This is a genomic window from Pontibaca salina, assembly GCF_016307205.1.
GTDB lineage: Bacteria > Pseudomonadota > Alphaproteobacteria > Rhodobacterales > Rhodobacteraceae > Pontibaca > Pontibaca salina.
The window spans coordinates 14,703-35,347 of record NZ_JAEIJD010000010.1 but is presented as its reverse complement, the minus strand read 5'-3'; the positions used below and the strand labels follow the sequence as shown (position 1 = coordinate 35,347).

At 59.5% G+C, this 20,645-nt stretch carries 22 protein-coding genes and 1 riboswitch; of the genes, 7 read left to right on the top strand and 15 right to left on the bottom strand.

Going from position 1 to position 20,645, the window contains the following annotated elements; genetic code table 11:
- Positions 1-83: 83 nt before the first annotated feature.
- The 4 genes from metZ to JAO82_RS11590 all read right to left on the bottom strand — a co-directional run bounded on the left by metZ (position 84) and on the right by JAO82_RS11590 (position 5,432).
- Entirely contained in the window at positions 84-1,280 is a 1,197-nt protein-coding gene (gene metZ, locus JAO82_RS11605) for an O-succinylhomoserine sulfhydrylase (protein WP_198686607.1), read from the bottom strand.
- A gap of 64 nt (positions 1,281-1,344) precedes the next feature.
- Positions 1,345-1,421, bottom strand: a riboswitch (SAM riboswitch).
- Positions 1,422-1,521: 100 nt separating this feature from the next.
- Positions 1,522-2,151, bottom strand: coding sequence for an inner membrane-spanning protein YciB (locus JAO82_RS11600; protein ID WP_198686551.1), 630 nt, complete (start codon positions 2,149-2,151; stop codon positions 1,522-1,524).
- Between the two features lie 195 nt (positions 2,152-2,346).
- Positions 2,347-3,618, bottom strand: a complete 1,272-nt coding sequence (ftsY, locus tag JAO82_RS11595; RefSeq protein WP_198686550.1) for a signal recognition particle-docking protein FtsY — start codon at positions 3,616-3,618, stop codon at positions 2,347-2,349.
- 128 nt (positions 3,619-3,746) lie between these two features.
- On the bottom strand, positions 3,747-5,432 hold the full coding sequence (locus tag JAO82_RS11590) for an NAD(P)H-dependent oxidoreductase subunit E (RefSeq protein WP_198686549.1): 1,686 nt from the start codon (positions 5,430-5,432) through the stop codon (positions 3,747-3,749).
- A gap of 155 nt (positions 5,433-5,587) precedes the next feature.
- On the opposite strand from JAO82_RS11590, the gene JAO82_RS11585 reads away from it, so the two are divergent.
- Positions 5,588-5,983 carry a hypothetical protein gene (locus JAO82_RS11585; protein WP_198686548.1) on the top strand — a complete coding sequence of 132 codons (396 nt, stop codon included), beginning with the start codon at positions 5,588-5,590 and terminating at the stop codon, positions 5,981-5,983.
- A gap of 257 nt (positions 5,984-6,240) precedes the next feature.
- Here JAO82_RS11585 and xseA read toward each other — a convergent pair whose 3' ends face one another.
- A complete protein-coding gene (xseA, locus tag JAO82_RS11580; protein WP_198686547.1) occupies positions 6,241-7,791 on the bottom strand; it encodes an exodeoxyribonuclease VII large subunit in 1,551 nt (516 codons plus the stop codon).
- Positions 7,792-7,866: 75 nt separating this feature from the next.
- Between xseA and purD the strand changes: the two genes are divergently transcribed.
- On the top strand, positions 7,867-9,129 hold the full coding sequence (gene purD, locus JAO82_RS11575) for a phosphoribosylamine--glycine ligase (RefSeq protein ID WP_198686546.1): 1,263 nt from the start codon (positions 7,867-7,869) through the stop codon (positions 9,127-9,129).
- A gap of 236 nt (positions 9,130-9,365) precedes the next feature.
- Here the strand turns inward: purD and JAO82_RS11570 are convergent, their stop codons facing one another.
- Positions 9,366-9,689 carry a 2Fe-2S iron-sulfur cluster-binding protein gene (locus JAO82_RS11570; RefSeq protein WP_198686545.1) on the bottom strand — a complete coding sequence of 108 codons (324 nt, stop codon included), beginning with the start codon at positions 9,687-9,689 and terminating at the stop codon, positions 9,366-9,368.
- Between the two features lie 77 nt (positions 9,690-9,766).
- On the opposite strand from JAO82_RS11570, the gene JAO82_RS11565 reads away from it, so the two are divergent.
- The gene (locus JAO82_RS11565; protein ID WP_198686544.1) at positions 9,767-10,042 is read left to right on the top strand and encodes a hypothetical protein; all 276 of its coding nucleotides are present in this window, start codon (positions 9,767-9,769) and stop codon (positions 10,040-10,042) included.
- Positions 10,043-10,045: 3 nt separating this feature from the next.
- Here the strand turns inward: JAO82_RS11565 and JAO82_RS11560 are convergent, their stop codons facing one another.
- The 7 genes from JAO82_RS11560 to ychF all read right to left on the bottom strand — a co-directional run bounded on the left by JAO82_RS11560 (position 10,046) and on the right by ychF (position 16,012).
- Positions 10,046-10,915: a DUF2189 domain-containing protein gene (locus JAO82_RS11560; RefSeq protein WP_198686543.1), complete on the bottom strand. Its 870-nt coding sequence runs from the start codon at positions 10,913-10,915 to the stop codon at positions 10,046-10,048.
- The gene (locus JAO82_RS11555; RefSeq protein ID WP_198686542.1) at positions 10,909-11,112 is read right to left on the bottom strand and encodes a hypothetical protein; all 204 of its coding nucleotides are present in this window, start codon (positions 11,110-11,112) and stop codon (positions 10,909-10,911) included. Before JAO82_RS11555 ends, JAO82_RS11560 begins: the two co-directional genes overlap by 7 nt.
- Positions 11,109-11,984 (bottom strand): cytochrome-c oxidase, cbb3-type subunit III, encoded by an 876-nt coding sequence (gene ccoP / locus JAO82_RS11550; protein WP_198686541.1) that lies wholly within the window; start codon positions 11,982-11,984, stop codon positions 11,109-11,111. The genes JAO82_RS11555 and ccoP overlap by 4 nt, the downstream gene beginning before the upstream one ends.
- Complete coding sequence (locus JAO82_RS11545; RefSeq protein WP_198686540.1) at positions 11,981-12,169, bottom strand: cbb3-type cytochrome c oxidase subunit 3; 189 nt, start codon at positions 12,167-12,169, stop codon at positions 11,981-11,983. The genes ccoP and JAO82_RS11545 overlap by 4 nt, the downstream gene beginning before the upstream one ends.
- Positions 12,166-12,951, bottom strand: a complete 786-nt coding sequence (gene ccoO / locus JAO82_RS11540; protein ID WP_198686539.1) for a cytochrome-c oxidase, cbb3-type subunit II — start codon at positions 12,949-12,951, stop codon at positions 12,166-12,168. The genes JAO82_RS11545 and ccoO overlap by 4 nt, the downstream gene beginning before the upstream one ends.
- Positions 12,952-12,955: 4 nt before the next feature.
- On the bottom strand, positions 12,956-14,608 hold the full coding sequence (ccoN, locus tag JAO82_RS11535; protein WP_198686538.1) for a cytochrome-c oxidase, cbb3-type subunit I: 1,653 nt from the start codon (positions 14,606-14,608) through the stop codon (positions 12,956-12,958).
- A 306-nt stretch (positions 14,609-14,914) separates the two neighbouring features.
- Positions 14,915-16,012: a redox-regulated ATPase YchF gene (gene ychF / locus JAO82_RS11530; RefSeq protein WP_198686537.1), complete on the bottom strand. Its 1,098-nt coding sequence runs from the start codon at positions 16,010-16,012 to the stop codon at positions 14,915-14,917.
- Between the two features lie 141 nt (positions 16,013-16,153).
- Here ychF and JAO82_RS11525 point away from each other — a divergent pair, with 141 nt between their 5' ends.
- Together JAO82_RS11525 and trpA are read left to right on the top strand one after the other, a co-directional pair.
- Positions 16,154-16,639 carry an acyloxyacyl hydrolase gene (locus tag JAO82_RS11525; RefSeq protein ID WP_198686536.1) on the top strand — a complete coding sequence of 162 codons (486 nt, stop codon included), beginning with the start codon at positions 16,154-16,156 and terminating at the stop codon, positions 16,637-16,639.
- Positions 16,640-16,681: 42 nt separating this feature from the next.
- Positions 16,682-17,473, top strand: coding sequence for a tryptophan synthase subunit alpha (gene trpA / locus JAO82_RS11520; RefSeq protein ID WP_198686535.1), 792 nt, complete (start codon positions 16,682-16,684; stop codon positions 17,471-17,473).
- 104 nt (positions 17,474-17,577) lie between these two features.
- Here trpA and JAO82_RS11515 read toward each other — a convergent pair whose 3' ends face one another.
- On the bottom strand, positions 17,578-18,084 hold the full coding sequence (locus JAO82_RS11515; RefSeq protein WP_198686534.1) for a VanZ family protein: 507 nt from the start codon (positions 18,082-18,084) through the stop codon (positions 17,578-17,580).
- A 206-nt stretch (positions 18,085-18,290) separates the two neighbouring features.
- On the opposite strand from JAO82_RS11515, the gene JAO82_RS11510 reads away from it, so the two are divergent.
- Positions 18,291-19,457 (top strand): alpha-hydroxy acid oxidase, encoded by a 1,167-nt coding sequence (locus JAO82_RS11510; protein WP_198686533.1) that lies wholly within the window; start codon positions 18,291-18,293, stop codon positions 19,455-19,457.
- Positions 19,458-19,580: 123 nt separating this feature from the next.
- The gene (locus JAO82_RS11505) at positions 19,581-20,234 is read left to right on the top strand and encodes a 50S ribosomal protein L25/general stress protein Ctc (RefSeq protein ID WP_198686532.1); all 654 of its coding nucleotides are present in this window, start codon (positions 19,581-19,583) and stop codon (positions 20,232-20,234) included.
- 49 nt (positions 20,235-20,283) lie between these two features.
- On the opposite strand, the gene JAO82_RS11500 is transcribed toward JAO82_RS11505, so the two are convergent.
- The gene (locus tag JAO82_RS11500; protein WP_198686531.1) at positions 20,284-20,595 is read right to left on the bottom strand and encodes an antibiotic biosynthesis monooxygenase family protein; all 312 of its coding nucleotides are present in this window, start codon (positions 20,593-20,595) and stop codon (positions 20,284-20,286) included.
- Between the last annotated feature and the right edge of the window lie 50 nt (positions 20,596-20,645).

The window sequence follows — 20,645 nt, the reverse complement described above, 5'->3', positions numbered from 1 at the left end:
TGTCGTATTTAACACGCTATGTAGTAAATCGCGGCGCATATTGCCACGACTTTCCTTTCATCAGCTGTCAAGCCTCTGCTGGCTCACGAAACACTGTCCCGGGCAACTTCAAGCGCTTGACTTATATCCGCCATTAGATCCGCCAGATCTTCGATCCCGACCGATAGGCGCACGAGGCCCGGAGTGATCCCGAGATGCTGCTTGTCAGCGTCGGAAAGGCGCTGATGCGTGGTAGTCGCGGGATGCGTAATGATGGACTTGGCATCACCCAGGTTATTCGAGATCGTCGGAATTTGTAGCGCGTTGATAAAGGCGAATGCCGCTTGCCTGCCCCCTTCAAGATCCAGTGCCAGCACGGTGCCGCCCTGCCCCATCTGGGCCATGCATAGCCCGTACTGGGCATGGTCCGCGAGACCCGGATAGATTATCCGCGCCAGCCCCGCCTTGCCCTGAAGGGCTTCGGCGATGGCCAGCGCACTGGCCGCCTGTGCCCGCACCCGTAGATCCATTGTTTCCAACCCCTTGAGCATGACCCATGCGGTAAACGGGCTCATCGCACCACCCGTGTGCTTCATAAAGGGTTCAACGGTCTTTCGGATGAAATCGCGCTGCCCCAGAACGACACCACCCAGCGTACGTCCTTGGCCATCGATATGTTTGGTGGCGGAATAGATCACCACATCCGCCCCCAGCGCGATAGCATTGGAAAATACCGGCGTGGCAAAGACATTATCCACCACCACCGTGGCACCAACCGCATGCGCCAAATCGGATACGGCGGCAATATCGATCACCTCTAATGTCGGATTCGAAACCGATTCGAAAAACACAGCCGCGGTCTCCGGGCGCAGCGCCGCGCGCCATTGCGCCAGATCGGTGCCATCGACAAAAGTGACTTCGACGCCGTAACGGGCAAGCACTTCCTCCAGCACATAAAGACAAGAGCCGAACAACGCCCGTGAAGCCACCACGTGATCGCCGGTTTTCAGCATAGCCAGCAGCGCACCGCTGACCGCAGCCATGCCGCTGGCTGTGGCAAAGGCATCTTCAGCCCCCTCGATCGCCGCAATCCGGTCCTCGAATACGCGCACGGTGGGGTTACCGTAACGGGCATAAATGAATTCATCTTCGCCTGCCGAAATGAACCGCGCTTCGGCGGCTTCGGCGCTGTCATAGGCAAATCCCTGCGTGAGAAAGATCGCCTCGCTCAGCTCGCCATATTGGCTGCGGCGAATACCGCCATGCACCGCCCGTGTGCGGGCCTTCCAGTCGTCATTCATCATGATCCTCCGCACCGGACTGCACCGGCGCAACAAAAAAACCCCGAACGCGGCCAAGCGAAAGGGGTCTTTCATCCTGACCTTTTAGCGGTTCGTTTTACGTGGCCCGCAATCCGGTAACAAATCGCCACGATGCTGTGCTTTTTACCGCACATGGTGCGCGCCGGTCAAGCGCCACGCCCCTGCTTCTTTCTGGTAGGAAGTACCCCGGGGGTACGGGGGCTGGCCACCGCTCTTGGCCTCACAAATCGTCGTTTGGCTCGATCATATAAGGCTGCAAAGCGATGATCTGCCACCACAGGAAGGCAAACAGCGCCACCGGAAAGCCGAAAGTTTCGACCTTCACCCAAAGGTCCGTGGACATGGTCCGCCACACCAACTCATTCCCGACAGCGAGCAGCGCAAAGCCCAGACACAACCGCCGCGTCAGGATCATCCAGCCCTCGTGCTGCATCGGCATCATCTCGTCCATGACATAGGCCAGCCACGATTGCCGGCGCAGCAATCCCAGCCCCAATACACCAGCGAACAGCCCATAAACGATGGTGGTTTTCATTTTGAAGAACCGCTCGTCGTTGAACCAGGCGGTCAACCCTCCGAAAAAGATCACCAAAAACGCAGTCAGGATCTGCATCCGGCTCAGCCGCCCCGTCAGCGCCCACAATATCACCATCGCCCCCAGCAGAATCGGAATGAAGGCCACCGTAGCCACGATAAAGCCGGAATAATCCCTGCCCCACAGGGTATAAGTCTCGTCACGAATCGTGAGATAGATCAGAAAGAAAACCAGCGGTGGGCCCAGTTCCAGAAGCTGTTTCAAGATCGGGTTGACCTTGCGCCGCTCGGGAGTGGGGCTGTCTTGTTGTGTCATTGATGCTCCTATTCGCCCAGTTTCACTATCATCGCCACTGCGGCGATCACGGCCATCGCCGCAATTTGGCGATTTCCTTGAGTGTCGGCCAGTAGATCAACGCTGTAAAGGCCGCCGAGCTTTCGACGGCGGCGCTTGGGTCCGCCGGCAAGCCCCTCAGGCCACAGCGAAGGGCTAAATGATTATAAGAAAGCACTATGGCTCTTTTCCGGTCAGGGCGGCGGCGAATTCGGCGGGCTCGAAAGGGGCCAGATCGTCGATCTGCTCGCCCACACCGATGGCATGAATCGGCAGGCCGAACTTGTCGGCAAGCGCCACAAGGACTCCACCGCGGGCGGTCCCGTCCAGCTTGGTCATGACCAAACCCGAAACATCGGAAATCTTGCGGAAGATCTCCACCTGGTTCAACGCATTTTGCCCGGTTGTGGCATCCAGCACCAGCAACGTGTTATGGGGTGCGGTCTCGTCCTTCTTGCGGATCACACGCACGATCTTGGCCAGTTCTTCCATCAGGTCGGCGCGATTTTGCAACCGGCCCGCGGTGTCGATCATCAGCAGGTCGGCCCCGTCCGCCTCGGCCTTTGCCATCGCGTCAAAGGCAAGGCTGGCCGGGTCCGATCCTTCGGGCGCGGTCAGCACCGGCACGCCGGCGCGGTCTCCCCACACCTGTAGCTGCTCGACCGCCGCTGCCCGGAATGTGTCGCCGGCCGCGATCACCACCGATTTGCCGGCTGCCTTGAACTGGCTGGCCAGCTTGCCGATGGTCGTGGTCTTGCCCGAGCCGTTCACCCCGACCACCAGAACGACCTGCGGTCGCTTGGGATAAAGCGGCATGGGGCGGGCCACAGGCTCCATGATACGGGTGATCTCGTCGGCCAAGAGGGTTTTGATCTCATCGGTCGACAGCTTGTTGCCCAGCCGCCCTTCGGCCATATTGGCGGTAACGCGCAGCGCCGTATCAACCCCCATATCCGCTGTGATCAGCAACTCCTCCAGCTGTTCCAGCATCGCGTCGTCTAATGTCCGGCGTGCAACCGGCTTGGCGCCGCGGCGCAGCAGACGATTGAGCAGCCCGCCCGGTTGCGGGACTTCGGATGGTCCGGGCGGAATCGGCAGAGGTTCGGGGCTAGACCCGGGAAGGTCCGGATCAGGCACCTGCTCCGGTTCGGGTGCCGGCATATGATCGGGACCGGGCGCGGGTATTGTCTCGGGATCGGGCAGAGGATCGGGGTCGGGCACCGGTTGCGGCATCGGCTCGGGATCCGGCAACGGTGTCGGCTCCGGTGACGGCACCTCTTGCGGCGTTTCAGGAAGCGGTATCGGTTCGGGCTGCGGCGCCGTGTCCGGACCTGGCGGCACCTCTTGCGGCTCGTCCTGCGCGCCTTCCTGCACGATGGCGTCCAGCCCCTCTTCCAGACGGGAAGAAGATTTGAACAGCCTATCCTTGAGTTTACTGAAAAACGTCATGTGGATCCTCGCAATTGCTCCTCATGACCTAGTGCGGAACGGCCAGTTTTGGAAGAGCCGGGCCGCTATTGCACTGATTGCCCTGCGCCCGCCGGTAAAGGCGGACGCAGAGAACGCATCGACGATGCTTAAACTTCTTCAGGGAAGTGCTTCATCACCAACCGGATCGGGTTGGGGGCGGCCTGACCCAGACCGCAGATGCTGGCATCGACCATAACCTGGCACATCTCTTCCAGAAGGGTCTCGTCCCACCGGTCCGCCTGCATCAGCTTGACCGCCTTTTCGCAGCCAACCCGACAGGGTGTGCACTGGCCGCAGCTTTCGTCCTCGAAGAACCGCAGCATGTTAAGGGCAGCGTCGCGCGCGCTGTCTTTATCCGACAACACCACGATGGCCGCAGATCCGATAAACGAGCCATGTTCTTGAAGCACGTCGAAGTCCATCGGGATGTCGCCCATCGACGCAGGCAGAAGACCGGCCGAGGGACCGCCCGGCTGATACGCCTTGAACGCGTGGCCTTCGAGCATGCCGCCGGCGGCCTCGATGATGTCGTTCATCGTGCTGCCTGCAGGCAACAGATAGACGCCCGGCTTAGCCACCCGGCCAGACACCGAGAAGCTGCGCAGCCCCTTGCGCCCGTTCTTTTCGACCGAGCTCAGAATCTCGGGACCTTCGCGGCAAATACGCGCAACCCAATGCAGCGTCTCGATATTGTGTACCAGCGTTGGCCGGTCGAACACACCGACCTGGGCAACATAGGGCGGGCGGTGACGCGGCAGACCGCGCTTGCCTTCGATGCTTTCGATCATCGCGCTTTCTTCGCCGCAGATATAGGCACCGGCGCCCCGGCGCATGTCGATATATCCGGGCTCGACGATTCCGGCGGCTTCCAGCCCGGCAATTTCGCGGCGCAGGATTTCCAGCACCGCCGGATATTCGTCGCGCATGTAGATGAAACAGGTCTCGGCTTCGACCGCCCAAGCAGCAATCAGCATACCTTCGAGGAACAGATGCGGCGTCCGCTCAAGATAGTAACGATCCTTGAACGTGCCCGGTTCGCCCTCATCTCCATTCACGGCCAGATAGCGTGGGCCTTCTTCGGCGCGCACGAAGCCCCATTTCCGCCCCGAAGGGAAGCCGGCGCCGCCAAGGCCGCGCAAGCCTGCATCCAGCATCGACTGCTGCACCTGCTCCCAATCGCCATCTTTACGCAGGCGCTTCAGCGCCTCGTAGCCACCTTCAGCCCTGTAGGCCTCCAGTGTCTCGTAATCGGGAATATCTGCATGCGTGTCGTTCGCCGCGATCGCTTCGCGCACCTTTTCCGGCGTCGCATAGTCAATGTGGTTGTGGCCCAATTCCAATACCGGCGCGGTATCGCAGCGGCCCATGCAGGGCGCGCGCAGCACCCGGACCTGATCCGCATCCAGCCCTTGCTCCAGCGCCGCTTGCAATTCCTGCGCACCCGCCAGTTCGCAAGCCAGCGAATCGCAGACCCGAATGGTCAATGCGGGCGGCGGCGTTTCATCCTCTTTCACCAGGTCGAAATGGGCGTAGAAACTGGCGACTTCCCAGACCTCGACCATCGGAAGGCGCATTTCTTCCGCCAGCGCACGCATATGCGCAGCCGACAAATGATTATACTTGTCCTGAATTAAATGCAGATACTCGATCAGCAGATCGCGGCGCCGTGGCGCATCGCCTAAAAGCGTGCGAACCTCGCTCAGTGCCGCATCTTCAAGCTGCCTCCCCTTTGGCGTATGCCGCCCTTTCCCGCGACCAGATTTCCAAACCCCTTGCTCTGTCAGCGCACCCATTTGGTTGCCCCCTTATTTGCTTCGCCTCGGCTTATAGCTTCAATAAACGGCGGCGTCAGGCTGAAAACGAAGGATTTCTGGAATTGTCTCCTCTATTTCAGCCCACCCCCCTCGGCTCTATGGCTCGTGAGGCCTTATTCTGCAAGGATCGGTACATGTTGAAAGTCGCCCTGATTCCACTTTTCCTCCTCGCGGCCCCCGCGGCGGCGCAAACCGCGATGAGCGCCGAGAGCTTCGACAGCTACACCCGCGGAAAAACGCTTTTTTACGGGCTCCACGGCACGAACTATGGTGCCGAACGTTATCTGGACGGGCAGCGGGTGATCTGGTCCTTCCTAGATGGCGACTGCAAGGAAGGGTTCTGGTATGCGGAAAACGGCCAAATCTGTTTTGTTTATGAAGACCGTCCCACGCCTCAATGCTGGACCTTCTCAAAAGGCTCCAGCGGACTGATCGCGCGGTTCAAGAACGACCCGACCGATCTTGAGCTTTATGAAGCCGAGGATACCGGACAGGAAATGCTATGTCATGGGCCTAAGGTGGGGGTCTGAAGCCGATGACTGTAGTCAAATCCGCGTCACCCCTCCCTAACATAGAATATAGTGTCGTAATCGGTGATTATCGTTGAAAGTGTGATCAATTGGCCAATTCACACGCGCGTGAAACAAACTCTCAATGCGCCTGGGCTATATTTCGACGCTGAGGTTGAGGTCATTGCCCAGATCAGAATGGCGCGGGGCAAAGGTGTCGGATACTAGTAGGCTCCTGATTCAATCGGCTCTGCTGGCGTTCAGTCAAAACCGGCTGATCAAAAAAGCGAACCCTGCTCTGGGGACGGCGTCTTACGCGGTCTGGGCGCGGGTGAGGACTGGGGCCCGACGTTAAGACGTCCGTCGGCGAATTGTATTTCCAAAAGCGCGGCCTGTGCGGCGGCGGTACATGTTGTAACCAGATTACCGCGTTCGCGCACAACCACATAGCCTCGGCGCAAAGTGGCCTCGTATCCCAGCGTGGCAAGAAGGCGATCATGCGCTTCGATACGCCCGCGCAGCGCTTCAATCCAAGTAGTGCCACAGCGCGATAGGCGCCGGGACAGCGTATCGAGCCGGACACGTTCGCGGGTAATTTGCGCCTCCAGCGTCCGTGGCAGCAGGCGCGCGGACTGGTTTTCATACAGTTCCCGGCGGGTGCGCAAGCCGCGTTCAAGCGCAGGGGACAGCCGCAGCGAGAGTCGCTGCAACTCGGTCCGGTTAGCCGCCAGCAAACGCGCCAATGTGACCGGACGCAAGCTGCCCGAAAGCTCTGACAGACGTAGGCGGCGATGCTGGACCCCGCGAATCAGCGCCGCAGGCAGGCGATCGCTGGCGATGTCGAGCCGCTGACGCGGGCCCGAAAGCAGCGTGTCATGCCGCGGCAAACCGCGCGCCAGATCGGCCAGACGTTGTTGCCGCCGCGCAATCCCATTGCGCGCTGCGGTGCGAATGCGCCCACCTTGTGATTCGATCTGTGTCAGCAGATCAAGGCGCACCGGCACGGCCAATTCAGCGGCAGCGGTTGGTGTCGGTGCTCGGTGATCCGATGTAAAATCGATCAACGTTGTGTCGGTCTCGTGCCCCACCGCCGAGATCAGCGGGATCGCACTGGCAGCGGCGGCGCGGGCGACAATTTCCTCGTTGAACCCCCACAGATCCTCGACCGAGCCGCCGCCGCGCGCCACGATCAGCAGATCGGGCCGGGGCAGCGCGCCGCCGGGAGTCAGGGCGTTGAAGCCGTTGATCGCGCGGGCGACCTCGGGGGCGCAGGCGGTGCCCTGTACGGCGACCGGCCAGATCAATACCTTGCGCGGGAAACGTTCGCGCAACCGATGCAAAATGTCGCGAATCACCGCGCCCGAAGGCGACGTGACGACGCCGATCACCTCGGGCAGGAACGGCAGTGGTCGCTTGCGCTCTTTGTCGAACAAGCCTTCAGCGGCCAGCGCCTTTTTGCGCTTTTCCAGCAACGCCATCAGCGCGCCCTGACCCGCGACGGCGACTTCCTCCACATTCATGTTGTATTTCGACTGTGCGCCGAAAGCGGTCAAGCGACCGGTCACCACGACCTCTAGCCCCTCTTCGGGCTCGACCGACAGCCGCGCAATCTGGCCCTTCCAAGTGGTGCAGGCCAAAACGTTACGGTCATCTTTGACGTCGTAATATAGATGCCCCGAACGCGCGCGGAACACGCGCCCAACCTCGCCACGTACGCGGATGCGGCCGAATTCGCCCTCAAGCGTGCGCTTCACCGCCCCGGAAATCTCGGAGACGGTATATTCGGGCATGTTCTGGCCCGGCGCGGGATCATCGATCAGGTCGGACATGAGGCACCTTGTCTTGCTTTTCCCGCCAGCCTAGAACGCTGCGCAGGCGAGGCCAAGCAGATCGGAGCGCAACCTATGAATATCCTCATCCTTGGCAGCGGCGGGCGCGAACATGCGCTGGCCTGGGCAGTGATGCAGAACCCAAAATGCGACCGTCTGATCGTTGCGCCCGGCAATGCCGGAATCGCCCAGATCGCCACCTGTGCCCAACTCGATATCGAGGACGGCGGTGCCGTGGTGGTCTTCGCCGAGCAAAACGCCATTGATCTTGTTATCATCGGCCCCGAGGCACCGCTTGCTGCGGGGGTTGCCGACCGGTTGCGCGCAGCGGGCATCGCGGTTTTCGGACCTTCGGCGGCGGCGGCGCAGCTTGAGGCGTCAAAGCGCTTCACCAAGGAGATTTGTGACGCATGCGGCGCGCCCACCGCAGGTTACGCACATTTCACTGACGCCGATGCTGCCAAGGCGCACATCCGCACCGAGGGCGCGCCCATCGTGATCAAGGCCGACGGGCTGGCGGCGGGAAAAGGCGTGATCGTAGCCATGAATGAGGCGCAGGCGCTTGCCGCTATTGACGATATGTTCACCGGCGAATTCGGTGCCGCTGGCGCCGATGTGGTGATCGAAGAATTCATGGAGGGCGAAGAGGCTTCGTTCTTCGTGCTTTGCGACGGGGAAACTGTGCTGCCAATCGGAAGCGCGCAAGATCATAAACGCGTCGGCGAAGGCGATACCGGCCCGAATACCGGCGGCATGGGTGCCTATTCGCCCGCGCCGGTATTTACATCGGCAATCGAACAGCGTGTGCTGGAACGGATCGTAAAGCCAACCGTGGTCGAAATGGCGCGGCGCGGCACTCCTTATCAAGGGGTTTTGTACGTCGGGCTGATGATCAAGGATGGAGAACCGCGCCTGGTGGAATACAATGCTCGCTTCGGCGACCCAGAGGCACAGGTGTTGATGATGCGGCTCGGGGCGCAGGCGCTGGACTTGATACATGCCGCCGCCGAGGGACGTCTGGCGGATATGCGGGTGAACTGGGCCGACGATCACGCGTTGACGGTGGTGATGGCGGCAAATGGCTATCCCGGTGACTATGTTAAAGGCAGCGTGATCAATGGATTGGAAGATTTGCCCGAAACCGGTGATCAGATGTGCTTTCACGCCGGAACCCTGCGGCGCGACGGCAAGTTCGAGGCCAATGGCGGGCGGGTCCTTAACCTGACCGCGCGTGGCTCAACCCTAGAGCAAGCGCACGCGCGCGCCTACGAGATGGCTGAAGCCGTGAATTGGCCGGAAGGCTTCTACCGCCGCGACATCGGCTGGCGGGCGCTATAACCACCCCTTGGATACCGTGAGGCAGAACTTGTGCGGCAATCGCGTTCGCAGCGCCGGCTGAATGCTATCCATCGCAACACGCTCTAGCGCAGTTTGACAATCTATTATTTGCGCGGCGACGACCAGTTGGCTGCCACTGGATCGCCTGTGTCGCCGCGTCCTGATCAAGATGGCAGCCGACCCGGAGCAGCAACCTTTGCCGCCGCCGGAGCCTGGGATATCCTGTTAAGTGAAGATCAGATCTGTTTTTCGGGCATCGTGACGATCAGGCCGTCCAGCGCATCCGAAACCTTGAGCTGGCAGGTCAGGCGCGAGCGCGCTGGGTCGGGCTCGAACGCGAAATCCAGCATGTCTTCTTCCATGTCATCCTTGGGCGGCAACTTGTCGACCCAGGCCGCATCAACATAGACGTGGCAGGTCGAACAGGCACAGGCTCCGCCACAATCGGCCTCGATGCCCGGAATGCTGTTGTCACGCGCACCTTCCATCACGGTCAGACCGGTGGGGACATCGACCACATGTTCGGTGCCGTTATGTTCGATATAGGTGATCTTTGCCATTGCGGCCCCCTTACTGATGCTGCCCGACTCTCTAGCCAAGCTGGAACAAAGGTGCCACCCGATTCTTGGTGTTCAGCTTGGCCAAGCCGTATCTACGCGTCGCGCTCGTCCGGCTGAGTGCCATCTGGCAAATGTCCAAAATGGAACTGTCGGGCATTTCGACTGCTGCCTCCAGAGATGTGGAAACAGGAGACAACCATGGCCGGGTTCGCGACCCACGCAATGCATGGTCGCAGAACTCGAGCTTTCACAGTTACGCCGATTACGCGCTATGCGTGCCGTTTCAGGGCGCACCAACTCCCGCTGCTACCGATTCCGGCGACGGGTTGTTGATTTATCCGCCAGAGACATAAGTGTCAGGCCGGTTGCACAAACACCCGCTCTAATCCTTCCGGCGGCACACGAATCGCGCGATAGACATGCCATGTCCCGTGGCCGAGTAACGGGAAGATCACGATTAGCGCCAGAAATCCGGTCAGGACCGACACGGTGATCAACCCCGCGACGATGGTGCCCCAGACCAGCATGACGCGCAGGTTGTCCCAAGTCAGTGCGATGCTGATGCCCATAGCTGACAAGGCGTCGGTTTCCTCTTTCAACAGCATAGGCACGGCGAACACACTGACCGCGAAAGCGAAGGCAGCGAATAGCGCTCCGACAACCGTGCCAACCAGAAGGAGTGCCCAGCCAGTCGGCGAAAACAGCAGCATCGGCACCAGATCATCCAAGCCCGGAAACGGGTTCACCCCGAAAAACAGCGCATAGATCAGCACTGCAGACCGAATCCACAACATGAACAGCGACAACAACAGCACCCCGAGAAACAACCCCTGATATCCCGAGCGGGGGCGTGGAAAGATCATATCCAGATAGCCTGTGTGCTCGCCGCGTTCCAGGCGACTGCTCTTGACGTAAAGTCCGGAGGCAAAGAAGGGCCCCACCACCATGAACCCCGCCAGCGCCGGGAATATGAAGTGGTCAAGATCGGTCTGAGACAGGCCCAGCACAATGGTCAATGAAATCAGCGTTATCACGAGGCCGTAAAGCAGGCTGGGCAGCGGGTTGGTCCAAAGATCGCGCCAGCCCGCCCACAGCCAGCCAAGCGCCGCGCCCGGCGGCAGATTGCGCCGGCGCGGGCTGTCACGCGGCGCTGGCGGCACGATTTTTGGCAGCCCTTCGGGTGCATTGGGCAGTGGGTCAGGCGGTGCTGGGGTATCGCTCAACATGACGGTTTCGCCGCGCGATAGCTCGCGGCGCCTTCGGTTGCGGTTTTCAGATGTGGCACACAATCGGGCTGGCTGCTGAACGCGACTGAGATCAGGTGTGCATTCGCTGCGGCAAACACGGCGACAACCGTCAGCGCCAGCCCGATTCCGATCAGCCGGCCCCTGGTCCAGAAGCGGGGGCTTACCGGGCGGGTCATTGCACTGACTCCCTGTCTTTCAGGTCCATCAGGTAGACGGTCAAAATCTTGCGGTCAGCCTCGTCCAGACGGGCCTCCCATGATGGCATCCAACCCGCGCGCCCGTGCAGGATCGTGGCGAATAAACTGCTGCTGTCACCCCCGTAAATCCAGCTATCGTCTGTTAAATTCGGCGCGCCCAAATCGGTGTTGCCGGTGGCATCCTCGCCGTGGCAGCTGGCGCAATTGTCCATGAACAGTTCCTTGCCAGCGGCAAGCTGGTCCGGATCGGGATTGGTTTCAATTCCGCTTAGCGACTGGACATAAAGCGCAACGGTCCTGATTTGGTTTCGCTCCAGCACTCCGTCAAACGCCGGCATCTGGGCAAAACGCGTCTCAGGATGGTCGGCATTGATCCCGACCCGCAGCGTCTCCATGATGGCGTCGGGGTCTCCGCCCCAGAGCCAGGCCTCATCCACCAGGCTGGGATAGCCCGGCCCGCCCTGCCCGCTGGGGCCATGGCAGGCAGCGCAATTATCGCCGTATAATGCCGGCCCGGTCCCGGCGATGATGGCAGCCAGTGCCGGATTGGCGCGAATTTCATCGACCGGCAGAGCAACCATCTGATCGCGCCAGTCAGCACGCAACTCGCGCATCATCGCGACCTGCCGCTCTACCTGCTGGCGCTGATCGACCCCTAGAATCCCCTTGGTGTAATCGGTGATACCCGGCCATGCGGGCAACAATACCCAAGCAATCAAAGCATAGAGATGGCTGACCAGAATGAACCACCAGATCGTAAGGGGCACCCGCGTGTTCAACTCGGTTATCCCGTCCCACTCGTGGCCAGTGGTATGGTGGCCGGTCAATGGATCGCGCTTATTCACGGTCATCGCGGCTCCTCCCCGGTCAGCGGGCCATTTTCGTCATCAAGGATCGAATATTTGGCCCGGTTGAACCGGCTGCGGTTGCGCGGCCAGAACGCGTAGAGACAGATCCCGATTGACAGCGCGATCAGGTAAAACAGCCCGAATGACTTGGCGATGCCGACCACCATATCATGCGACAATCCCATCATTGCGCGGCCTCCAACCCCGCCTTTATCGTAGCGGGGTCAGTCGCATGCGCGACATCGGTCAGCCTGCCGAGGATTTGCAGATAAGCCACCAGCGCATCCATCTCGGTCAACCGACCGGAATCGCCGTCAAAATTACGCACCTGAGTGTCCTCGCCGTAACGCTCCATCACCGCATCGGCGCGGTCGGTGTCCGGGCGCGCCTGCCCCAATGCATCCTGCTCGGCCGCCTCAATCATCGCGTCCGTATAGGGCACGCCGACCTTACGCAGGGCGGCCAGTCGGGCGGGCAGGCTCGCAATTTCAAGCTGTGCGTCGGCCAAGAACGCATAATGCGGCATCACCGAGTCTGGCACCACTGCGCGCGGGTCAATAAGATGAGCCACATGCCAGTCGTCGGAATATTTGCCGCCAAGCCGGGCCAGATCCGGCCCGGTGCGCTTTGATCCCCAGAGCATCGGGTGGTCGTATTGCGATTCCACCGCCAGCGAATAGGGCCCGTAACGATCCACCTCGTCGGCCAATGTGCGGATCATCTGGCTGTGGCACAGGTAGCATCCTTCGCGCACATAGATGTCGCGCCCAGCCTGTTCCAGCGGCGTATAAACCCGCATCTCCGGGGCGCTTTCGACCGTCTCATCGATGGTGAACAGCGGGGCAATCTCGACCAACCCTCCGACCGACGCCGCGGCGACAATGCCCAGTGCCAAGCCCATCGAATGCCTTTCCAGACGGTAATGCCCGGCCTGGATCGGATAATAGAGTTTTTTCAGCCACCGGATCATGCCATCACTCCGCCACTGGAACCGCGGGCTCGCACGCTTCAGAGTCGGTTGGATGGTCAAGCAGGCGATCCTCGGAACGCGCCGCGCGGATGGTCATCAATATGTTGTAGAACCCGATCACGGCTCCGATCAGGAATAACAGCCCGCCGATCGCACGCGCGATATAATAGGGATGCATCGCGACGACCGTATCCATAAAGGAATATTGCAACGTGCCGACATCGTTATAAGTCCGCCACATCAGGCCCTGCACGATGCCCGAATTCCACATTGCAAAAATGTAGATTACCGTCCCCGCGAGTGCGAGCCAGAAATGCCACTCAACCAACCGCCAAGAATACATGTCGTCGCGCCGCCAAATAAGCGGCACCGCCGCGTAGATCGCGCCAAAGGTGATCAGCGCCACCCAGCCCATCGACCCTGCGTGAACATGGCCCACGGTCCAGTCCGTGTAATGCGATAGCGAGTTAACAGGCCTTATGGCCATGAAAGACCCCTCAAAGGTGGAAAGGCCATAGAATACCGCCGCCACGAACATGAAGCGCAGCGTCGCATCGTCGCGCACCTTGTGCCACGCCCCGTTAAGCGTCATCAGCGCATTGCCTGCCGACGCCCAACTAGGCACCAGAAGCATCACCGAGAACGTCACCCCCAAGGTCTGCACCCAATGCGGCAGCGCCGTGTAATGCAGATGGTGCGAACCGACCCAGATGTAAAAGAACACGATCCCCCAAAACGACAGGATCGAAAGGCGATAGGAATAGATCGGTCGCTGCGCCCGTTTCGGTAGATAGTAATAGAGCATGCCCAAAAAACCGGCTGTCAGGAAAAATGCCACCGCGTTGTGGCCGTACCACCATTGCGTCATCGCATCCTGCACGCCAGAAAACAGCGAGTAACTTTTTGCCGCCGTGAACGAGGCCGGGACCGCAAGATTGTTGACAATATGCAACATCGCGACAACCAGAATGAAGGCCAGATAATACCAATTGGCGACATAGATATGCGGCTCGTTCCGGCGCGCCAGAGTGCGGATATACAGCACGAAATAGACCACCCAGACGACGACCAGCCAAATGTCAGCATACCATTCGGCTTCGGCATATTCCTTGGACTGGGTGACGCCCATCACGTATCCCGTCGTTGCCAAGATCACGAACAGGTTGTAGCCAAGAAGCACAAACCACGGCGAGATCTGCCCTGCGAGCCGCGCGCGGCTGGTACGCTGCATCACATGCATCGAGGTGGCGATCAGCGCGTTACCGCCGAATCCGAAGATGATTCCGGTGGTATGTACCGGACGGAGCCGGCCGAAACTGGACCAGGCCGCATCAAAGCGCAGATCCGGAAAGGCCAGCATCCATGCCACCCAATCGCCCACGCCCATGCCAATCATTGCCCAGATCATCGCCAGCACGATCCCGATCTTGATCGGATCGTCGTAATATTCGCGGCTGCGGTCCTCAATCGGCTCGGGCGCATAGAGCGACCCACCAACAGCAAAGATCAATCCCAGTCCGGCAAACAGAACGATAAAGCCATGCACGCCCAAAGCGTCGCCCGCCCCTAGCGACGCCATGACCAGCCCAAGTATCGTGATTATTCCAAGGATCAGCAGCGCGATCTGCCGCTCGACGAATGTCAGTTTTGCTACCATGGTTCTAACAGACCCCCGATTGCGATTCGACATCGATCAATTGCGGATCATAGCACAGGATCCCCGCCCTAAGACATTTTCTGATGCCCATCTCGCCCGGCATCGACCACATTCGATCGCGGCCCTGTCCGTGCGCCAACCGCATCCTGGGTTGCATAAAAAACGCAACCCCCTGCTTTCGCTACAATTATCGCAAAGCAGTTCTTACTTAGGCCACCTTAGTGGTATTGTAAATGCGACATTAAGGTCGTACCTGCGCGCCCCTACCCTGCCTCAGGTGCAGGGGCATTCAGGCGCGCGCTTTCGCTATTTATTGAACAGGAAATGCAGGACGTCGCCATCTTTGACGACATAATTCTTGCCCTCAGCGCGCATCTTGCCCGCCTCTTTGGCGGGCTGTTCGCCGCCCAGCGACACGAAGTCATCATAGGCAATGGTTTCGGCGCGGATGAACCCCTTTTCGAAATCCCCATGGATGACCCCGGCGGCCTGTGGCGCCAAGGTGCCTGCGGGAACCGTCCAGGCGCGCGCCTCTTTCGGGCCGATGGTGAAATAGGTTTCCAAGTGCAGCAAATCGTACCCGGCGCGAATGAGTCGGTCTAACCCGGCCTCATGCAGACCCATTTCCTCCAGGAACATGTTGGCTTCATCTTCATCCAGCTGGCTGATCTCTTCTTCGATCCGGGCACTGATCACGACATGGGCATTGCCCTGCGCCGTCGCCATCTGAGCCACTCGAGCCGAAAGCTCGTTGCCCTCGGCGGCGTCCTCTTCGGCGACGTTGCACACATACAGCACCGGCTTGGTGGTCAGCAATTGCAGCATTTTCCAAGCCTTGCTGTCGTCGTCGGCGACTTGAACCGTGCGGGCGGGCTGACCCTGTTCAAGCGCCTGTTGCGCGGCGGCCAACAAACGATCCTGTTGCTGGGCCTCCTTATCATTGCCTTTCAACTTACGCACCAGATTGGTGCGGCGTCGTTCAATGGATTCGAGATCAGCCAGCATCAGTTCGGTTTCGATGGTTTCGGCGTCGGCCACGGGATCGATACGACCATCGACATGGGTGATGTCGCCATCTTCGAAACAGCGCAGCACATGGGCAATGGCGTCGACCTCGCGGATATTGGCCAGAAACTGGTTGCCCAACCCCTCGCCCTTGCTGGCCCCTTTAACCAATCCGGCAATGTCCACAAAGGTCATGCGGGTCGGGATGATCTGCTTACTGCCCGCGATTGCAGCCAGTTTATCAAGGCGGCTGTCGGGCACCGCGACCTCGCCCACATTAGGCTCGATGGTGCAAAACGGAAAATTTGCCGCCTGCGCGGAGGCAGTCCGGGTCAGTGCGTTGAACAGCGTGGACTTACCGACATTCGGCATGCCCACGATTCCCATTTTAAAACCCATCTCGATCTCCGCTGTGATGTCGCGGCTGCTTCTAAAGGGCCACGGACCCAGTCGCAAGACACAGCCGGCGCACGTTCGCATTGCCGCCACGATATGCCGAGGCTATGAAAGTGGGTAGAACCCCTTGCGCAGGACCATGATATGAAACACATCCCGCTTTGTGCCGCGATGATCGCCGCCCCCCTTGCCGCACCGGCGCAAGAAGTGATTTTGGGCGCGGGTTTTACCGACTTTTCCGCTGATGAAGCACAGGACACAGCGGTGATCAGTCTGGATTACCACCACAGACCGTTTCTTTCGAACGGTCGCTTCGATCTCGGCCTTGGCGGCGCACTCGAGATCGACGCCGAGGCTGACGCCTTTGCTGGGCTTGGTCTGGTCGCGCGGTACGGCTTTGCCGAGCGCTGGTTCGTGAACGCCAGCGTCATGCCAGGCGCGTATTTCAGCGCAAGGCTCAGCAACGATCTAGGCAGTACCTTCCAAATCCGCAGCCTGTTGGGCATAGGATATGAACTGAGTGACAGCAGCAGCCTGTCGCTGGCGATCAGCCATAAATCCAACGCATCGACCGGAGATAAAAATCCGGGCGTCAACGCGCTGACCCTGCGCTGGCATAAAAAGCTCTGATCCTTTACATCCTGCCCTGACAAACAACGAAGGCCATTGCCCATGTCCCGTATCGACGCCAAATTCGCCGACCTGAAATCCCGCGGAAAAAAAGCATTCGTGTCCTATATTATGGCGGGCGATCCCGACTACGATCGCTCGCTCGAGATCGTGCGCGGCCTGCCGGCGGCGGGGGTCGACATCATCGAATTAGGCCTGCCCTTTACTGACCCGATGGCCGATGGCCCCACGATTCAGGCGGCCGGCCAGCGCGCTCTTGCCAAAGGCATGAGCTTGCAGCGCACTTTGGACATGGCGCGCGCGTTTCGCGAACAGGACGACACAACACCGCTTGTGCTGATGGGCTATTACAATCCGATCTACAGCCGCGGCGTGGATAAATTTCTGGAAGACGCGAAAGAGGCCGGAATCGACGGGTTGATTGTCGTCGATTTGCCCCCGGAAGAGGACGATGAACTTTGCATCCCAGCGCAGGCGGCGGGGTTGAACTTCATCCGTCTGGCAACGCCCACCACCGATGACGAACGCCTGCCCAAAGTGCTGCAAAACACATCGGGCTTTGTTTATTATGTCTCAATCACCGGTATTACCGGTGCAGCTCAGGCACAGGCAAAGGATGTTGCCCCCGAAGTGGCGCGCATCAAGGCCAAGACCGATCTACCGGTTGTTGTGGGCTTTGGCATCAGATCACCCGAAACCGCCCGCGCCATCGCCGGGGTTGCGGATGGCGCGGTTGTCGGCTCGGCTATCGTTTCACAGATCGCCGAAGGAGCGTCGGTCAGTGACGTGCTGGAATTCGTACGCGGATTGGCCGAAGGGGCCCATTCGGCCTGATATCATGCTCGCACCACAGGGGTTGGGAACCAGCGCTCGGCAAACGGCTGCAGGCCAATCTGTTGAAAGCCCCGGCTCCGTTGGTGCCTGACGCGCGGCCGTGCTTACGGGTCGCTATTGGCTACGGGCAGATTTTCCGGCCTTCCATTCGCGTAGGACTTCACCATGTGGTGCGTTCTTCGTTGGCCGGATTCTGGGAGGGCCCTATTCAGAACCGAGTGCACAATGAGCCCCAGCGCCGCTCCGGCGCCGATACCACTCACATCCGCGACGAAATCGGCAAGCTCACCAGAGCGCCCGAAATAGGGCTGGATGATTTCGATAAGGCCACCATAGAATGTCGCAGCCAATACTCCCTTAAAAAGGGCCTGAGGGTATAGGGCAGCACAAGGCAAAATCAGTGCCGCGAAAGCCAGAAAGTGATGCACCTTATCGCTGCCCGGCACGCCGGACTTAGGCCCCTCTGGGACCAAGGTTAAAATACCAATCGTGACAGCAACAATGACCGTCAGCGCAAAAGCCGACGCTCTGCGACGTTTCAATTGATTGCCGTTATGCCGGAGGATGGTCATGGAAAATGTGTTGCTGTTTTTCGCGGTGGTTGCAAGCATATCAGTAGCAGCACGCTTGGGCTTTCGCTCTCCATTTGGATGATATCGGCAATATCACGCCTCACATTTGCGCGACATCACTCAAGAGTCGGAGCAAGGCTGATCTCAGCCTAACTCCCGCAATGTGATACGGAACGTTGTACGCAATTGATCGCAGTGAGTTAGATTGCTAATCAGGTGATGTCCCAGCACGAAAAGGCCGCGCCATGCCCGTCATCACCGAAATCGAGGATCTCAAGCGCATCTATCGTCGCCGTGTGCCAAAGATGTTCTATGATTACGCCGAAAGCGGCAGTTGGACCGAACAGACCTTCCGCGAAAACAGCAGTGATTTCGACCTGATCCGCCTGCGTCAGCGGGTGGCCGTGGACATGAGCAATCGCACCACTGCCAGCACCATGATCGGACAGGAGGTCGCGATGCCTGTGGCTCTGGCTCCGGTCGGAATGACCGGGATGCAGCACGCCGACGGCGAGCGCAAGGCGGCCAAGGCAGCCGAAGAGTTCGGCGTCCCCTTTACACTTTCGACCATGTCGATCAACTCGATCGAAGAGGTCGCCGAAGTCACGACCAAACCGTTCTGGTTTCAACTTTATGTCATGAAAGATCAGGATTACGTGCGCCGCCTGATCCAGCGGGCCAAGGACGCAGGGTGTTCGGCGCTGGTCATCACGCTGGATCTACAACTGCTGGGCCAACGCCACAAGGACCTGAAGAACGGGCTGTCGGCCCCGCCGAAACTGACTCCGAAAACCATTGCCAATCTGGCGACGAAATGGCGTTGGGGGATCGGCATGCTGGGCGCGAAACGGCGCAATTTCGGCAATGTCGTCGGACACGTGTCGGGCGTGGCGGACGCGTCGCAACTGATCGCTTGGACCAGCGAACAATTCGACCTGACACTAGACTGGAACAAGATCGCAAAACTGATGGAGTTGTGGGACGGTAAGGTGATCCTCAAGGGTATTCTTGACGCCGAGGACGCGAAAATGGCCGCCGATCTGGGGGCCGATGCGATTGTCGTTTCAAATCACGGTGGGCGGCAACTGGATGGTGCGCTCAGCGCCCTTCGAATGCTGCCCTCGATTCTGGATGCGGTGGGCGACCGGGTCGAGGTCCATATGGATGGCGGCATCCGCTCGGGGCAAGACGTGCTCAAGGCGGTGGCGATGGGGGCTAAGGGCACCTTTATCGGACGCGCCTATATCTATGGACTGGGCGCAATGGGGCAGCAAGGCGTGACCCGCGCGCTTGAGGTGATTCAGCGCGAACTGGATGTGACCATGGCGTTGTGCGGGCAGCGTGAACTGGCCGATCTGGGCCGCCAAAATCTTTTGATCCCGGAAGATTTCGAAGGTCGCTGGAAAGCCTGATCAAAAGCGTGCTTTCGAAGCCGCAAACCCTCTTTTCAAGGCCGTCAAGCTGGTCTATACGCGCGGCTTCACGCGGGGTTACAGCCTTGGAGGAACCCCGCCCTTATATATTGGAGAATTATCATGGCCGGAGAGAACGCAGTTCTTCACGCCCAGGAACGGACGGGGACGGGCAAGGGCGCCGCTCGTCAGGCACGCCGCAATGGCATGGTTCCGGGGATCGTATTCGGTGGCGACGTTGACCCGTTGCCCATCAACATCCCCTTCAACGAACTGATTAAGCGGCTGAAGGCAGGGCGGTTCAGATCCACCCTCTTCACTCTCAAGATCGACGGCCATGACGATGTGCGGGTGATCTGTCGTGATGTGCAGCGCGATGTGGTCAAGGACTTGCCAACGCATCTTGACCTGATGCGTCTGCGCCGCGCGACCAAGATCAACCTGTTCATCCACGTGAATGTCGAAGGCGAAGAAGAATCGCCGGGCCTGAAAAAGGGCGGGGTGCTGACCCTGATCCGCCCCGAGGTCGAATTGCTGGTGACTGCCGGCGACATTCCAGAACAGATCAACATTGATGTGTCGGAACTGCAGATCGGCGACAGTATCACGATCTCTGACGTCAAGCTGCCACAGGGTGCAAAACCGACCATTGACCGTGATTTCGTAATCGCGACGCTCTCGGCTCCTTCCGGTCTGCGCGCCGAAGACGATGACGAGGATCAGCCCGAAGCGGGTGAGGTTCCGACCACCGAGATGGATGCCTCTGACGACGCGTAATTATTGCGTATCTGAACACTGGAACAGGGCCCCTTAACGGGCCCTGTTTTCATTTCGCTTCTTGCACCGTTTCAAAGACTTCCAGATGCGGTGGTTCAAGATACAGATCACGGCTTTCCCCGACATTCTTGTGCGCCTCCCGAAATGCCTCGGAGCGGGACCAGCCCTCAAACGCCGCACGACTTTCCCATGTGGTGTGGCTGACATAAAGTACGTGATCGACGCCTTCGGAGCCGCGCATCAGGCGGAACGAGGTGAAGCCCGGCACCGTGTCCAAATGACTGTCGCGCTTCATCCAAAGCTCCTCAAAGGCTTCCACCTTGTCCGCTTTGACCTTGAACCGGTTCATCGTCAGATACATTGTGCGCTCCTGGCTTTCATTCTCTCTACTTTCAGGGCATGTAGACGAAA

Excerpts from the sequence above, each read along its gene's own strand:
- metZ (WP_198686607.1), bottom strand. The coding sequence starts at position 1,280 with ATGAATGACGACTGGAAGGCCCGCACACGGGCGGTGCATGGCGGTATT.
- JAO82_RS11600 (WP_198686551.1), bottom strand. The coding sequence starts at position 2,151 with ATGACACAACAAGACAGCCCCACTCCCGAGCGGCGCAAGGTCAACCCG.
- ftsY (WP_198686550.1), bottom strand. The coding sequence starts at position 3,618 with ATGACGTTTTTCAGTAAACTCAAGGATAGGCTGTTCAAATCTTCTTCC.
- JAO82_RS11590 (WP_198686549.1), bottom strand. The coding sequence starts at position 5,432 with ATGGGTGCGCTGACAGAGCAAGGGGTTTGGAAATCTGGTCGCGGGAAA.
- JAO82_RS11585 (WP_198686548.1), top strand. The coding sequence starts at position 5,588 with ATGTTGAAAGTCGCCCTGATTCCACTTTTCCTCCTCGCGGCCCCCGCG.
- xseA (WP_198686547.1), bottom strand. The coding sequence starts at position 7,791 with ATGTCCGACCTGATCGATGATCCCGCGCCGGGCCAGAACATGCCCGAA.
- purD (WP_198686546.1), top strand. The coding sequence starts at position 7,867 with ATGAATATCCTCATCCTTGGCAGCGGCGGGCGCGAACATGCGCTGGCC.
- JAO82_RS11570 (WP_198686545.1), bottom strand. The coding sequence starts at position 9,689 with ATGGCAAAGATCACCTATATCGAACATAACGGCACCGAACATGTGGTC.
- JAO82_RS11560 (WP_198686543.1), bottom strand. The coding sequence starts at position 10,915 with ATGTTGAGCGATACCCCAGCACCGCCTGACCCACTGCCCAATGCACCC.
- JAO82_RS11555 (WP_198686542.1), bottom strand. The coding sequence starts at position 11,112 with ATGACCCGCCCGGTAAGCCCCCGCTTCTGGACCAGGGGCCGGCTGATC.
- ccoP (WP_198686541.1), bottom strand. The coding sequence starts at position 11,984 with ATGACCGTGAATAAGCGCGATCCATTGACCGGCCACCATACCACTGGC.
- JAO82_RS11545 (WP_198686540.1), bottom strand. The coding sequence starts at position 12,169 with ATGATGGGATTGTCGCATGATATGGTGGTCGGCATCGCCAAGTCATTC.
- ccoO (WP_198686539.1), bottom strand. The coding sequence starts at position 12,951 with ATGATCCGGTGGCTGAAAAAACTCTATTATCCGATCCAGGCCGGGCAT.
- ccoN (WP_198686538.1), bottom strand. The coding sequence starts at position 14,608 with ATGGTAGCAAAACTGACATTCGTCGAGCGGCAGATCGCGCTGCTGATC.
- ychF (WP_198686537.1), bottom strand. The coding sequence starts at position 16,012 with ATGGGTTTTAAAATGGGAATCGTGGGCATGCCGAATGTCGGTAAGTCC.
- JAO82_RS11525 (WP_198686536.1), top strand. The coding sequence starts at position 16,154 with ATGAAACACATCCCGCTTTGTGCCGCGATGATCGCCGCCCCCCTTGCC.
- trpA (WP_198686535.1), top strand. The coding sequence starts at position 16,682 with ATGTCCCGTATCGACGCCAAATTCGCCGACCTGAAATCCCGCGGAAAA.
- JAO82_RS11515 (WP_198686534.1), bottom strand. The coding sequence starts at position 18,084 with ATGCTTGCAACCACCGCGAAAAACAGCAACACATTTTCCATGACCATC.
- JAO82_RS11510 (WP_198686533.1), top strand. The coding sequence starts at position 18,291 with ATGCCCGTCATCACCGAAATCGAGGATCTCAAGCGCATCTATCGTCGC.
- JAO82_RS11505 (WP_198686532.1), top strand. The coding sequence starts at position 19,581 with ATGGCCGGAGAGAACGCAGTTCTTCACGCCCAGGAACGGACGGGGACG.
- JAO82_RS11500 (WP_198686531.1), bottom strand. The coding sequence starts at position 20,595 with ATGTATCTGACGATGAACCGGTTCAAGGTCAAAGCGGACAAGGTGGAA.